11 protein-coding genes are annotated in these 14,019 nt (G+C 45.0%); 1 reads left to right on the forward strand and 10 read right to left on the reverse strand.

All coding sequences use genetic code 11. The annotated features are described in order from the left end of the window. Positions 1-9 precede the first annotated feature (9 nt). The 7 genes from IDJ77_RS04970 to IDJ77_RS05000 all read right to left on the reverse strand — a co-directional run bounded on the left by IDJ77_RS04970 (position 10) and on the right by IDJ77_RS05000 (position 10,397). The gene (locus IDJ77_RS04970; RefSeq protein ID WP_191187822.1) at positions 10-1,161 is read right to left on the reverse strand and encodes a TlpA disulfide reductase family protein; all 1,152 of its coding nucleotides are present in this window, start codon (positions 1,159-1,161) and stop codon (positions 10-12) included. Between the two features lie 35 nt (positions 1,162-1,196). Then, positions 1,197-2,138 carry a hypothetical protein gene (locus IDJ77_RS04975; RefSeq protein WP_191187823.1) on the reverse strand — a complete coding sequence of 314 codons (942 nt, stop codon included), beginning with the start codon at positions 2,136-2,138 and terminating at the stop codon, positions 1,197-1,199. Positions 2,139-2,244: 106 nt separating this feature from the next. Next, positions 2,245-4,059 (reverse strand): RagB/SusD family nutrient uptake outer membrane protein, encoded by a 1,815-nt coding sequence (locus tag IDJ77_RS04980; protein WP_191187824.1) that lies wholly within the window; start codon positions 4,057-4,059, stop codon positions 2,245-2,247. A 29-nt stretch (positions 4,060-4,088) separates the two neighbouring features. Then, positions 4,089-7,487 (reverse strand): SusC/RagA family TonB-linked outer membrane protein, encoded by a 3,399-nt coding sequence (locus IDJ77_RS04985; protein ID WP_191187825.1) that lies wholly within the window; start codon positions 7,485-7,487, stop codon positions 4,089-4,091. Positions 7,488-7,633: 146 nt separating this feature from the next. After that, a complete protein-coding gene (locus IDJ77_RS04990; protein WP_191187826.1) occupies positions 7,634-8,605 on the reverse strand; it encodes a FecR family protein in 972 nt (323 codons plus the stop codon). A 110-nt stretch (positions 8,606-8,715) separates the two neighbouring features. Further along, positions 8,716-9,288 (reverse strand): RNA polymerase sigma-70 factor, encoded by a 573-nt coding sequence (locus tag IDJ77_RS04995; RefSeq protein ID WP_191187827.1) that lies wholly within the window; start codon positions 9,286-9,288, stop codon positions 8,716-8,718. A 161-nt stretch (positions 9,289-9,449) separates the two neighbouring features. Then, a complete protein-coding gene (locus tag IDJ77_RS05000; RefSeq protein ID WP_191187828.1) occupies positions 9,450-10,397 on the reverse strand; it encodes a DUF1735 domain-containing protein in 948 nt (315 codons plus the stop codon). Between the two features lie 263 nt (positions 10,398-10,660). Between IDJ77_RS05000 and IDJ77_RS05005 the strand changes: the two genes are divergently transcribed. Then, positions 10,661-10,855 carry a hypothetical protein gene (locus IDJ77_RS05005; protein WP_191187829.1) on the forward strand — a complete coding sequence of 65 codons (195 nt, stop codon included), beginning with the start codon at positions 10,661-10,663 and terminating at the stop codon, positions 10,853-10,855. Between the two features lie 10 nt (positions 10,856-10,865). On the opposite strand, the gene IDJ77_RS05010 is transcribed toward IDJ77_RS05005, so the two are convergent. The 3 genes from IDJ77_RS05010 to IDJ77_RS05020 are packed head-to-tail and all read right to left on the reverse strand — an operon-like array spanning position 10,866 to position 14,018. After that, the gene (locus tag IDJ77_RS05010; protein ID WP_191187830.1) at positions 10,866-12,215 is read right to left on the reverse strand and encodes an ATP-binding protein; all 1,350 of its coding nucleotides are present in this window, start codon (positions 12,213-12,215) and stop codon (positions 10,866-10,868) included. Between the two features lie 34 nt (positions 12,216-12,249). After that, positions 12,250-13,395, reverse strand: a complete 1,146-nt coding sequence (locus tag IDJ77_RS05015) for an eCIS core domain-containing protein (protein ID WP_191187831.1) — start codon at positions 13,393-13,395, stop codon at positions 12,250-12,252. Next, positions 13,392-14,018, reverse strand: a complete 627-nt coding sequence (locus IDJ77_RS05020) for a hypothetical protein (protein WP_191187832.1) — start codon at positions 14,016-14,018, stop codon at positions 13,392-13,394. The genes IDJ77_RS05015 and IDJ77_RS05020 overlap by 4 nt, the downstream gene beginning before the upstream one ends. Position 14,019: the final 1 nt, after the last annotated feature.

Consider the following 14,019-nt stretch of genomic DNA (forward strand, 5'->3'; position numbering starts at 1 on the left):
GCTTTGTAATTACTTGTTAAATATCTCGGCGAGTTTGGCATTAAGGCCTTCGCCCCTTATATCCGTAGCTATTATTTTACCGTTAGCATCAATCAGGAAACAAGCCGGTACAGCCCTGATACCGTATAAACGGCCAACCATATTGTTCCAGCCTTTTAAGTCGGATACGTGTTTCCAGGGCATTCCATCCTGCTGAATGGCGCCGGTCCAGTTCTTTTTATCGCTATCCAGCGATACCGAAAGTATTTCGAAACCTTTGTCTTTATAAAGCTGATATTGTTGTGCAAGATTGGGGTTTTCCGCACGGCAGGGGGCACACCAGCTTGCCCAAAAATCAATGAGGATTACTTTCCCCTTTAGGGCCGCTAACGAAAGTGGCTTTCCGGTTTCATCGTTTTGTGTAAACAGCGGTGCCTGGTTGCCAACAACAATTGTACTGGCCGCCTTTATGCGCTGGGCCAACTCAATGCCCATATCGGTTTGCTTAAATTGGGGCTTTAGCGTTTTATATATGGGCTCTACCACAGCTACATCTACTTTACTGCCGGCTGCTTCTGATAAAGCCACCAGGGCGAAATAAGAATTCGGATTTTCCCTGGCAAACTTCAATTGCTTTTCGTTGCGTGCAGCTATAGCCCTTCGAAACCGTGCATCAACGGCTTTTATATAGGTGGTATCTTTTTGCTGCTCGGGTGTGCCGCTTGCAAAATCAAGGTTTACAGCTTTGGTAAGCGCCATGATGGAGCCGCCTACCGTTTTGGTATAAGCCGCAAATTCATCGTACGTTTTAGAGCCGGTAACAAGCGCGTTGCTTAATGAGTCCTTCGAGGCCATCATGATCTGTTCTTTACCGAAATAAAAATAGATGGCATCGCCACCCCGGTAAATAGCAAATTGCTTACCGCCTCCGTTTGGTGCAAGTGCCATCCGTGCTGTGGCGAGATCGGCTATTTGCCCGGAAAAGCTAAATGCACCGTTAATTAATTCGGTAGAGTCTTCGTGGCTTTTGCCGTTATCCATATAATCCAGGTAGACCATTGCCGGCTTATTTAAATTGCCAATTTTACCGGATAACTTAAAGTTTGACGATTGCGCGCAGGCAATAAACGGCATTAGGATAACTAAACAGGCAATGCCGGTAATTATTTTTAATGTTTTCATAGGTTGATGTAGGGCTTTATGTAAGGCAAACCGGTTTAATACTTAAGCGCCGGGAAATCTTTTCTTGCTTTGTTAAATTCTGCTTCCCATTTGGCGTTCCAACCGAAGGCGGTAGTTGCCTGCGTTTTTAGGTTAATGCCGGCAGCGCCGCTCCAAAAGTGTACAAACTCGCCCCAGTTAAGATCATGGTCAAACTCGTTACCGTTCTTTTTTGGGTAGTAACTGGCAAGCAGCTCAAAGTATTTATTTAGTACCGCGGCTTTACCATGCTTATCATAAATTGGATAGAACCAGTTTTTAAACCACTGGGTATTTGCAGCCGGGAAATTATCGTGTTTTGACTGCATTTCAGCAAACACTTTGGCTGCTTCAGCTTCGTAACCAATATGGAGGTACACATCATAAATAAAGATCTCCATGAATTTACTATCGCCCCATAGGGCATCAGATGGAGAACCTTTTACACCGTGGCTGGCACCGCATACTATATGGCCCAGCTCGTGTATCGGCATTCCTATCTGCTGGCCGGTTGGATTTGTCCAGTCGTCCAACCCGCAGTCAATAACGTTCCTAAAATCGTGGCTGTCATCGAAATACGAAGCGGGGTGCCCGCCGCCAAGTTTCCCATCAACCACCTTATGGAAAATAGCATATACACGGGTAGAATCGCCAAAACTGCCATATGTTTTCCTAACGTAGGCCCAGGCATCAGATATTACCTTGTTTGGCCACGTTATGTTGCGCGGCATATTATCATCATAGTAAATAGCAGCGTTATTATCATAGAATGTTCTGGATACAGTAAGATCATGCTCAAACCAGTGTTCCTTCCATTTAAGCGGCGGCGTGCCAGTCTTTGAAGTGTCGGCGGCTGTACGCTGCGTTTGATTGCGCTGTGGCCTGGTTTCGCTGCATGAGCTTTCTATCACTGCCGCAAATGCTAATGCGCACAGTGTTAAACTGATTTTTAAGGTCATGTTGTTAAAGGTGTTTTTCTGCCATGATTTTAGCGGCAGTGTAGGATGGATGCCATTGTATTAAAACTGAGGGAGCATCCGAAGATGCCCCTCAGTTTTTAAATTGTTACCAGCCGGTATTTTGAACTAATTGTTTATCACTGTCAACATCTTTCTGGGGAATTGGATACAGATAATGCCTTTTGTTAAACACGCGGTTCTCAAACGTTACCAGGTTATAAAACTCGGGCAGGTTGGCGCTGATGTTTAATGCTTTGAATGGACCGTTATCTGTAACTTCGGCAATTTTCCAGCGGCGCGTATCAAAAAAACGACTGTTTTCAAAGGCAAGTTCTACCCTGCGTTCTCTCCTGATAGCGTCGCGCATGGCAGCCTGGCCGGCAGGCACAGGCAGATTGGCACTGCCGTATTCGGGCACACCCGCCCTGTTTCTGATGAGATTTACATATTTCAGCACGTCGGCATTACCTGGCTCCGCTTCGTTTAAAGCTTCGGCATAATTCAGGTAGATCTCGGCAAGCCTCAGCATTACCCATGACCGGCCACCTTGTCTCCAGTCGCCGGTTACAATGTTTTTGCGCACAATATAGCCAGTTGGCGAATAATCGTTACCGCCTGTTTGTTTTCCGGAATTGGCCGTGTTATATGTTTCGGTAATTACTTCGCCGCTGTTGGTATTTAGCCATTTGCTGCCATTGTAGGTAATACCCACATAAAAGCGCGGTTCGCGGTTTGCCCATTGGTTATAAGTGCGCCTTGCCTTATCATCATAGGGTGCCTGAAAATCGGAGAACCCGGTTTTTACATAACCCGAAGCAGGATCGTCTATGGAACGGCCGTTTGCTGTAAAATAGGCATCTACCATAGCTTGGGTAGCACCTAATCCGCCGCTGCCCCTTACTTCATCTGCATAGCCCGAATGATATGGCGCCAGTTCGTACGCCCTGTTAGTGATACCGGCATCAATACGTGCATAAATTACTTCCTTGTTCCAGTCTACCAGCATTACGTCGCGGGTTGACAGGTACGGGCTATAATTGCCGCTTGCATCGTTTACCCGGTAAAGATCGAACTGGGTAGGTACAAACTGGTCTATAAACGCTTTGGCTGCGTCTGCAGCTTTTTTCCATTTAGATGCATCGTACTGATCGCTGATCAGTTTTTTACCATCGGCATTTTGCATTGAACTGTAATCCGTATTACCATTAAATAACGGGCTGGCGGCATAAAGTAACACCTGCGATTTAATGGCCATTGCGTAAGCCCTGTTTATACGGCCGTAATTATTAGTGTTTGATGCTTTTAAAGGCAGATCTGCCATGGCTGCATCCAGTTCTGATGTTACATAAGTTACACACTCGTCAAACGAACTGCGGGGCAGCTGTACATCGTCAAAAGAAGCATCCGGATTAATGGATTTATCGCCGGTTATTACTACCGGGCCGTAAATACGCATCAACCAAAAGTAGTACATGGCTCTTAAAGCCCTTGCTTCGGCCTTGTATTGCACCTTTAATGAGCTCGGCAGATCTGATACCTTATCAACATTATCCATAAAGATTCCTGCTGAGCGGATACCACGGTAATAAGTTGTCCAAAAACCGCTTACAAACCCGCTTGATGCATCATAGGTACCATTATTGATATTTTGGGTTGCTACAAAACCCCAGTCGTATTCGGCTTCGTCAGACCCGCCTGTCCATTCCCCTATGTTGTTATCCGATCCCGGGAATCGTTGCGAAGCTTCATCGGGTATAACCGAGTATACATTGGCCAGGAATTTTTCTGCCGAGTTTCGGTTTCTGAAAGTCTCGTCGAGTGTAAGGCGATCATCGGGTACCTGGTCTAAGAAACCTTTTTTACACGAAAGACTAAGTGTTAATATGCAAGTTGCAAAGGCTGCTATTACAATTCGTTTCATTTTATTTGCTTTAAATAAATGTTTGTCCGTTAATTAAACTGAGCGCTGATACCTAAGGAAATTGTTTTCACGTTAGGATAAGTAGTGCCGTTGCCGGTGTTTAGTTCCGGATCCCATAACTTAAAATCGCTGATGGTGAACAAGTTGTAACCCATTATGTAGATACGGGCGTTGCTCATACCAAATTTATTGAATGTGGCTTTCGGGAAGGTGTATCCAACATCAAGTGTTTTCAAGCGGATGAACTGTACATCTTTTATCCACCACGAGCTGTGCTGCGTGTTGTTGGTGTTATCGCCATCGCCATAAGCTAAACGCGGATAAAACACATCCTGGCTCGGGTTATCTTCCGTCCACCTGTCGGTGATGTTGGCATAAGCGTTGCTGATACCCCCATTGGTTGCAAAGGGTTGTATAGCATTGCCAGATATATAGCGCGATGCGTGGCCGGTTCCCTGAAAAAACGCACCCAGATTAAAGCCTTTGTAAGCAACGTTAAAACCAACACCATAGGTTAAGAAAGGCACATCGCCCTTGCTAATCTGTGTTCTGTCGTAAGCGTTAATGATGCCGTCGTTATTTAAATCGCGGTACTTAATATCGCCCGGGCGGATACTCTCTTTCGATCCTGGTACAGCGCTGTTGTTGATCTCTTCCTGGCTTGTAAATAAACCCTCGGCTACGTAGCCAAAATCGGCCAGGATGTTATGTCCGCGCCGGTCGTTCCATGGATATTTAGGAGATGGCTGGTCATTTTCAATAACAACATCTTTATTGTAGGTAACATTACCACGCAAATTCACCACCGTTTGGCCTATGTTAAGGCGTTGTTCGATGGTGGCATCAAAACCTTTGTTTTCAACTATACCAAGGTTAGCATAGGGTGCGGATGATAAGCCCACATAACCCGGTACAGCTGCCCTTTGCAGGAAGATACCGCTGCGATGTTCTTTAAACAGATCGAAGGTTAAAGAGAAGGTTTCGTGAAACGCTCTAATATCAAAACCCAGATCCTGCTTGTGCGATCTGGACCATGTTACATCAACACCATAATCGGTAATATTGATACCGCTAATGCCATTGGTATTGTTTTGGCCATAAGTATAACCCGGGGCACCGTCTGACAATAGCGTTAAATAACCAAACCTACGGCCCAAACCAATATCTGCGCTGCCTACAATACCGTTGCTGTAGCGGATCTTAAAGAAGGAGATAGTGTTTTTGACAGGTTCAAAAAACTTTTCTTCGGATACCAGCCAGCCTAAACCAAATGCAGGGAAGTAACCGTAACGTTTATCCGGCGCAAAGTTTTCAGATCCGTTGTAACCTACGTTAAACTCGGCAAAATACTTATCACTATAAGAGTAGGTTACCCTGCCCGCCAGGCTTCGCAGGCGATATGGGATAGAAGTGGTAAAGTTGTCTGCCGGAAAACGCGACTCATCCTCCTGGTTAAACAATAAAAGCCCACCAATGCGGTGCTTGCTGAACCCGCGATCGTAGTTTAAAGACGACTCGGTGTAAACCTTGTTACGGCCACCGCTGCCGGCACCATAGTTAAGGTAATTACCCTGCCCGGTGTAAGTTCTTACCAGGTTTAAGGTACCATCAGGTTTGTAAGGAGTATTCTGATCAGGGTACCACGTATCCTCGCCTTTTTGGCGGGTAATGCCATTACTGTTAAAAGCATCAAAGGCGAAGAGGGTGTTAAAGGTTAAACCTTTTATAATCGAGCCCAGATCCTGTGTTACGCGGATATTAGAGTAAAGCTGATTTTCGAAGTTGGTGCGATAACCTCTGCGGGTAAGGTCGGCATAAGGGTTACGCTGATCACCGTTAGGGTTTACCCCCGGTACAAAACCACCCGGGTATTCAAGCGGAAACACAACCGGTGAAACAATCATGGCCTGTTGGAAAATATCGCCGGAAGATACAGATGGGTAATTGCCCTTACTTACATATCCCTGTACACCCAAAGCTACCTTGGTGCTCTTGGTAACGTCCAGGTCAACGTTACTGGTAAAGTTGTAACGGCTGTAGTCAATGTTAGAGTTGTATGTAGATAGCTTGTCGGTTTTTAAAAGGCCGCCTTCGTTATAGTAACTGGCCGATATATAGTAACGGGAATTAGGTGCACCACCATTGATGTTAACATTGGCACGCCTGTTACGGCTTGTATTTTTAAATACTGCATCCATCCAGTTAATGTTCGGATAAAGCAGTGGATCAACATTATTCTGTGTGTTTTGAATGTATTGCTGCGAATACTTAGGAACTCCTCCCCTTGTAGTATTAGCCTCGTTAACGGCATTCATAAAGGTGATGCCATCGGCCATTTCGGGCACACGGGTAAATGAAGTGAAACCTTCATAATAGTCGGCATCAATTTTTGGCTTACCTGCTTTACCACGCTTGGTTTGCACCAATATAACACCGTTTGCCCCCCTAACACCGTACACTGCTGTTGCAGATGCATCTTTTAAAATAGTGAACGACTGGATATCCTGCGGATCGAGGTTGTTTATAGATCGGGTAACACCATCTACCAAAACTAAAGGGCCTGTAGCGTTATTGGTAAAAGTAGAGATACCGCGGATCCAGATATCGGCGCTATTGCCGCCGGGTTCACCCGAACGCTGCACGCCAACTATACCCGATAATCTGCCCGCCAGTAAAGTAGAAATGTTAGCAACAGGCTGTTTTAATTCGCCAACGTCAACTGTAGACTGTGCTCCTACTAAACTCACTTTACGCTGCGTACCGTAAGCAACCACCGCAACTTCTTTCAGCTCGTTTTGCGGATTAGGTACCATTTTTATGTCTATCACCTTTGCATCGGCTACCACCACTTCCTGGCTTTGATAACCAATAAAGGCAAACACCAGCGTTTCGGTATCATCATTTACCTGTATCTGGTACTTTCCTGATGCATCGGTGATACCACCGCGGGTGGTGTTTTTAACCCTGATGGTAACACCGGGTAAAGCCTCGCCCTTTTCATCAACCACTTTACCCGTAACAATACGCTGAGCTTGTTTTGGCTTGGCAATGGGTACCTTTTCTTCGTACCGAATGAGAATTTCATCATCGAGCACTATAAATGTATAGGAAGTATTGCTGAGGGCTTTATTTAGCACCCTGCCAAGCTCCTGGTTAACAACCTTTACAGATATGCGCGTTTTGCTGTTGGTTACCGCGCCGTTGTACGTAAATTTTACGCCCGAGGCAGTCGAAATATTGTCAAGAGCCTCTACCAATAAGCTGTTTTTTAAATTAACAGTGATGTGCTTTTTCAACAGATCCTGCGCATCTGCCGGGCGCGCTGCCATCAGGATAGTTGAACTGCTTAAAATTGTAAGTATGAGGGTGCTTATCTTCATAAAAAGCATATACTTGCGTCCCTTATTGCGGGATACATTATTTTTCATATATTCACTTCGATAAAACGTTAAAAAATAGCAGGTACCCTGGGTTCCACTCCGTTGAGGTATAGCTGTTTACTGTGATGTTTTTTTGATACAGTTAGCGCCCCCTCGCACGGGGCGTTAATTGATCTTTGGATGAGCAGGTATCGTTACTTCAAATTACACCCTCCTCCTTTAATGATCCATACACTATCCTTTGTGGTTACAGATGCGTTAAGTACAAACGCCATCTTTTTTAAGAATTTAACCGGGCTCTCACCTGGCTTTATGCGGCCGTAAAACGTGCAATTCTGTACGTTGCCAACTACTTTGATATTCATACCATATAAGCGGCCTAGATCTTCGGCCACATCTTTAGATGGGATATTTTTATACTCGTAGTAACCATTGTGCCGGCCAACAACTGCGTCTATATCAGCAATAGGCATAACTCTGGCTTCTTTCGTTGCTTTATTGTAAACAACCTGGTTATTTGGCAACAGCGATACGGCCGTTTTACTACCGGTAAATGAGACCTTCCCTGTTATCAATGCTACAGTAACATTATCGTTTTCCTTTAAAGCCGATATGTTAAAACTGGTACCTAATACCCTTGTACTGGTGCTGCCTGTGCTAACAATAAAAGGGTGCTGCTTATCTTTGGCAATATCAAAAAACGCCTCCCCCGAAAAGGCTACATCGCGTGTTGGCCCCTTAAAGGATGCCGGATACGTAAGCGTGCTTTTTGCACTTAACCAAATAACCGAGCCATCTGTTAATTGAAGGGTTTTTGTTTCGCCGGCCCTTGTGCTAATGGTGATCAACGCGGGCGCAACTTCCTTTTGTGCAAAACGCCATAACACAAAGCAGCATACCGCCCCAATTACCGAAGCTGCAACAGCAATTTTATAAAAAAGGGTACCGGTACGGCCCCGGGCCGACGGCGTATCACTTACCTGCCGTTTTACACCCTTAAATATGCGTTCTTTTGCTTCAGCCTCGTCCAACTCGCTTAGGTAAGGCCATGAGTTATCATCAATACCTTTTTGGCGATACCATAGCAACAACTCTTCCCGCTCGGCCTGGGTAGCTGTGCCGTCGATATATTTTTTTATTAAATAGGTCTGTCTTAATTCGTCCATTTCAGCGCAATTAATTAGAAGTACCATAAGCAAGGGGGTACCCTTAGTTGAAGTACAATATTTTTAAAAAAAGTGTTATTTAATTACTACCGCAGCCGTCAGCAATACTTTTATAGCTCTTTAAGAACTATAAGAAGCACCATCATTTCTTTAAGGTTTAAGCGGAGCATCTTAAGAGCTTTGGTAAGATGGGCTTCTACCGTTTTTTTGGCAATATTCATTTCATCGGCTATCTCCTGGGGAGAGAGGCCTTTTTGCCTGCTGTACTGATAAACCAGGCGGCATTTTTCGGGCAGTTGTTCTACCAGTCCGTTCACATATTCTTCCAGGAACTTTGCATGGAAAAGGTCTTCCGGCAGTTCGGCCAGCGGACTGCCGGGCATATGCTTCAGAAGTTTCTCACGCCGGTTTTTTGTGTAGATGCTTTTAAAGACAGAAAACTTTATCGATGTGGCCAGATACGAACTCAGGGTATCAATCTTCACAACATCCCGCCGGTTCCAGAGGCTTACAAACACCTCCTGTACTATTTCTTCTGCTGCAAACTTGTCTTTGGTATAACTATACCCTAATGCAATTAACTTTTTCCAATACCGGTTGTAAATTTCTGTAAAGGCGGCATCATTACCTGTGGTAAAAAGTTCAAGTAATTCGCTATCAGTTGGCTTTACGTCAATTTTCATCGGGCATGGCAATGTTTTTACTAAATTATTAATAATTCTTTAACAATAAGTTGTTTTTAATGCAATAGTGATTAAAAAATATTGTTTTAACGCAAAGTCAAAACGCTTTTCACAAAAAAAGCCACTGCATCCCGGCAGCGGCTGAATTGTTTCGATCGAATTTAGTTAAGCTTAATAACCTCAGTTATTCTTCTGTCGCCTGTACCTCCAACGTATTTATAATTAAGGTTAAAGGTACGTGTAGCGGGATCAAATGTACAGCTTCCGTTAGTTTGGATACTTGGATTGGCAGCGCCTGGTGCCGAGATCACTGTAACTGAGTTATCTGGGTTTACTATTAACCACATATAATAATTACTCCCGCCTAAGTCAGCCGCTTCGGCGCGTATGATGTTGCCATTTACAGTTGTCAAGGTTTTTGCCCTGTCTGTCCACGACCTATTTATAGAGGGATCTGGAAAAGCAATTGATCCACTGGCCTTAGCCTCACCTTCGTACTCGCTTTTTATACCTACTATGTAATATACGGTGCTGTAATAGTTTATCTTTTCACCCTGCGCATCGGCAATTGCTACGGGCAGCATGTATTTAACGCCAAGGGTTAACTTATCGGTAATAATATTTACAATATGGTCTGCAGTGGTTTGCCCTGCTGGTATGGTTACCTTTGTACTGGGAACGCTGTAAGCATCGGCGGGTAACGGCTGGTAAATTTCGTACTTAAAGTCGGTAGCATCAGGCACATCGGTATCTGCTTTTACAGCGGCCAGGCTATCTGCAGTATAAAGTGCTTTGTGTGTGGCATTAAGGGCTGATATGGATCCATTATCTACGCTTAGGGTAACCGTTACGTCTTTACTAAGCGGCTTTGTTGCCGACAAAAGCACAGTTGTAACCAGCGGTTGGGGCGCAGAGCTAATGCTTTTGGCAATGTTGAATTTAAACCCGCCATTATCAAACATTGCAGGCCCCGCATGTGCAGCTATGGGCAGCTCAATGGATGTGGGCATATTTTTATAATTGTAGTTATCATCTGTTTTAGAGCACGAAGCCAGAATTGACATAACAGCTACAAGGGCCAAATAAAGTTTTGTAGATCTTCTTTTCATTTGTTATTGTTTTAGTTTGGGTAAAAGTTTGATGTTATTGCTAAGATTTAATTTATAGGCGTTGGTCGCAAACCCTTCCAGCAACGGCATAGCACGCCCATATACTGGAGTACATTAAAACATAGCTTACCCTTAGTAGAAGAGTTATTATTATAAATTTTCGGAAATCATAATAGAATGTCCGGTTCGGCGGCTTTCGCAATACTAAAATCCCCGCTAACGGCTTATGATTATGGGATTATGCTCTTGCCTTCAGAAAATGTATGGCTACGGGAACCAGCATATCAGGATTGGTTTTGGCCGGGAAAACTTTCCCGGCCAAAACTAATAACTGCGCCAGTACGGATCACTTCATTGAGCGTGAGCCACGCCAGCACACTATCGGCACTTCTGTCATGACCTACCAGTTTGCCCGGCACCTGCTTTTGTGGATGCCCCTTAAAGCCCCCGTTGATTAACGCTATTTATTCAAATTGATTTTTCTTCTTTAAAAAACTCTTTGCGTATACCTTCTATAAGGTCGGCTTGTGTAAGGATGCCATCGTTGCGGGCGTAGCATTGCAGGGCAGCAAAGTACACCGCATTTAAAATGGATGCGCCGCTTAGTTCATATTTGTTTGATAGCTCGTTAAGGTTAACTGATGAGTGCAAGGCAAAACCGGCGGGTAGTGATTTTTGCCATAAGGTAAGCCTATCCCGGCTGCCGGGCATAGGGAAATGTACCACTGCATGAAAACGACGTATAAAGGCATCATCCAGGTTATTTTTAAAGTTTGAAGCCAGTATCAGCAAACCAGCGTAATCTTCTACCCGCTGCAACAGGTAGCTTACTTCCTGGTTGGCATATTTATCGTGCGCACTTTGCACGTTGGTGCGCTTGCCGAATAGTGCGTCGGCTTCGTCAAAAAACAAGATCCAGTTTTTGGTTTCAGCTTTTTTGAAAACGCCTTCCAGGTTCTTTTCTGTTTCGCCAATAAATTTGCTCACTATCTGTGAGAGGTCGATACGATATACATCTTTACCAAATTGCTTACCTAAAAGTGCTGCGGTAAGTGTTTTACCCGTACCAGGCGGGCCGTAGAACAATACACGGTAACCCGGTTTTATCTTCCGTTTGAGGTTTTCATCGTCCATTAATTTAGGATGATATTCCAGCCATGTGCTGATATCCTTTATCTGCTGCATGGTTCGCGGATGCAGCACTACATCCTCCCATAGCATACTGGTTTCGATATGTTTTGCCGGAAAATCGAGCCCGAATCGTGGTGAAGATTCTATGCCGAACAAGATCTTTTCCACCCATTCCTGCGCCAATACTATCCTGCCGCTCATTAATGGTTCGCCCTCTTTAACCGGCTCCAGCCATAAAATACCCAGTTTAAAAAAGAAATGATCTTCCCTAAAAAAATGCTGTGCCTGTAAGCGCCTGCCGATATCGTTGCCAGCTATGATAAACTGCGCGGTTTCGCCGGTGGGCAGCATACTGCGCTGGTTGGTGGCCTTTACACCGCCAAATTCCGAAAAATCCCCCCCGTTAGGAAAATGCTGCAGTATAATAGATTCAAAAAAATTGGGCTGCACGTGCGGCACCAGCGCTAACATAACAATTACCCATTCCTCATTGCTTAGCCCGGGCAGGAATGCCGAGATCTGCTTAAGTTCCGTCCCGGCAAAAGCATCGTTAAGCCAGGTATCCGGGTTAAAAAAGCCTTCGCCGGCGTGCGATTGGATGCGTTTGGTTATTAAGCCGCCAAGCAAACCAATGGCCGCGGTTATGCCGTTTTCGGGACTTGTGTTTTTATGGATAGTGTATAGCACCTTATTGATTTTAAGTGTGTAACAATTAAAGTTATTATTTTTTTGGCACTTCTTTATCCTTACAGCATAAATCAACCGGAACGCTAAACGGATCTAACGCGGCGCTTTTGGCATCAGCCGATGCCTTGCGGCGCTCGAATTCGGCCTCGGCCATAGCTTCGAGGTGCGAATTGTAGCCACCTTCGCAACCCTGGTAATTAATGGGTAACGAGGGCGTGCCATTAAAGGTTTCAAATGCCTTTACATGTTGCCGCTCGTGCGCTGCCAATGGGCCATTGATAGCTGTTTTTACCCTATCCTGCTGGCAGGGCGTAAGATTTGCCGGCACCGCAGGCAGTGTGATGTTGGTAGTTACTTTGTACGGCACGCTCAACGATCCGGTGACCGAAACGCATTCGTCCTCGCAATTGGGGCAACCTTTGCTTTTTGTCTTGTTCTCTTTGGCTACAGTACCAGCACCTTTAGCGTACCCGGCAGAGGTATTTGCTTCCAGGTCTACAGAGCCGGCGGTACAGGCTGGCTCCTCTTCTACCGCTTCTCCCTCCTTACGGGATATGGTATTCCGGGCGTCCTGCTGCATAATGTGCGTAAGCTCGTGCGCCAGCAGCTTTTTACCTGCATGCGATTCAGTATCGTACTGCCCCTCGCTAAATACAATATGGTTATCAATTGCATAAGCCTTAGCATTCATTTCCTGTGCCGATTCAACAGCGCCCCGGTCATTATGCACCCTTACACCGCTAAAATCATAGCCCATGCGTTCGCCAAAAAACTGTTGCGCGCTATTTGGCAGCGGGTTACCGCTGCCCGATAAGGTATTGATATATGACGAAGTATTTGCAGCCTTAGCGCCCGAAACCGCCTCCTGCCGCTGCAGCTTTTTGTCTTCTTCTTTTTTATCGTCGCCCTTTTTATGCAGTTTCTTATCCTCTTCTTTTTTTTCCTCTCCTTTTTTGTGCAGTTTTTTGTCTTCCTCCTTTTTATCGGGCATACGCTGGGCCTTTTCTTCCTTTTCGCAATCGGCGCATTTACGCTGCACCGCAGCAGCCGAGGGTTGGAAGAAAGTATCGTGGGCGGCTTCACTAAAGAACCCCGGTTCCTGCCCTTCCTTTTTGAAGAAGGCCCCGTCGGCCGGCGCTTTTTTGCGCCTGCGGATCATACGTTTGGGTAATGCTTTCATATCTTTCTCAATTTATCATATTCATCTCTTAATTCATTAATAGTATACAGATGGTTCATGGTATTGCAGAAGCTCTCGTAATCGGCAACCACTTCATTTTTATCGCCGGTTATAAAGTACAATACCAGGTAATGCCAAAAATAAAAGCCCCGGCATTTAAGCGCCATCAGTATATAATTATCAAGCGTTAGCTGCAAACTTTGTGGCTTACCCTCATACAGGTAAAGGTGCATAACATGCTGGAGGTCACCCCCGAAAATACCGGCAACGGCATCCTCCGAAAACATATCCACTGGTTTAAACCGTTGCAAATCGTATTCTTTTGGTGTTGAATCGAAATACACAGTGCCTTTCCAATCTTTATCAATCTCCTCCGGCGAAAGTATTTTGATACTGCCCGTTAATCTCAGGTCGTATCCATCTGCATCCTTTAAATTCCACTGCAAAACCGCCTTATCATAATGCTGATAAAACTGATGCGCCCTGACCGCGTTGATAAGCGGACTGACCGCTGCCGTTTTATTTTTGGCCTCCTCAAACGCATAAGCTACCTCGTTAATAGCGCCATTGCCGGTTAAAAACTCATCGAGCTGCGAAAGCTCATTACTTATTTGTGTTATCATA

Source organism: Mucilaginibacter pankratovii (genome assembly GCF_014773265.1).
In the GTDB taxonomy this organism is placed as follows: domain Bacteria; phylum Bacteroidota; class Bacteroidia; order Sphingobacteriales; family Sphingobacteriaceae; genus Mucilaginibacter; species Mucilaginibacter pankratovii.

Coding starts and splice junctions, on each gene's coding strand:
- IDJ77_RS05000 (WP_191187828.1), bottom strand. CDS start 10,397: ATGAAAAGAAGATCTACAAAACTTTATTTGGCCCTTGTAGCTGTTATG.
- IDJ77_RS05005 (WP_191187829.1), top strand. CDS start 10,661: ATGGCTACGGGAACCAGCATATCAGGATTGGTTTTGGCCGGGAAAACT.
- IDJ77_RS04980 (WP_191187824.1), bottom strand. CDS start 4,059: ATGAAACGAATTGTAATAGCAGCCTTTGCAACTTGCATATTAACACTT.
- IDJ77_RS04975 (WP_191187823.1), bottom strand. CDS start 2,138: ATGACCTTAAAAATCAGTTTAACACTGTGCGCATTAGCATTTGCGGCA.
- IDJ77_RS04970 (WP_191187822.1), bottom strand. CDS start 1,161: ATGAAAACATTAAAAATAATTACCGGCATTGCCTGTTTAGTTATCCTA.
- IDJ77_RS04995 (WP_191187827.1), bottom strand. CDS start 9,288: ATGAAAATTGACGTAAAGCCAACTGATAGCGAATTACTTGAACTTTTT.
- IDJ77_RS05020 (WP_191187832.1), bottom strand. CDS start 14,018: ATGATAACACAAATAAGTAATGAGCTTTCGCAGCTCGATGAGTTTTTA.
- IDJ77_RS05015 (WP_191187831.1), bottom strand. CDS start 13,395: ATGAAAGCATTACCCAAACGTATGATCCGCAGGCGCAAAAAAGCGCCG.
- IDJ77_RS04985 (WP_191187825.1), bottom strand. CDS start 7,487: ATGAAAAATAATGTATCCCGCAATAAGGGACGCAAGTATATGCTTTTT.
- IDJ77_RS04990 (WP_191187826.1), bottom strand. CDS start 8,605: ATGGACGAATTAAGACAGACCTATTTAATAAAAAAATATATCGACGGC.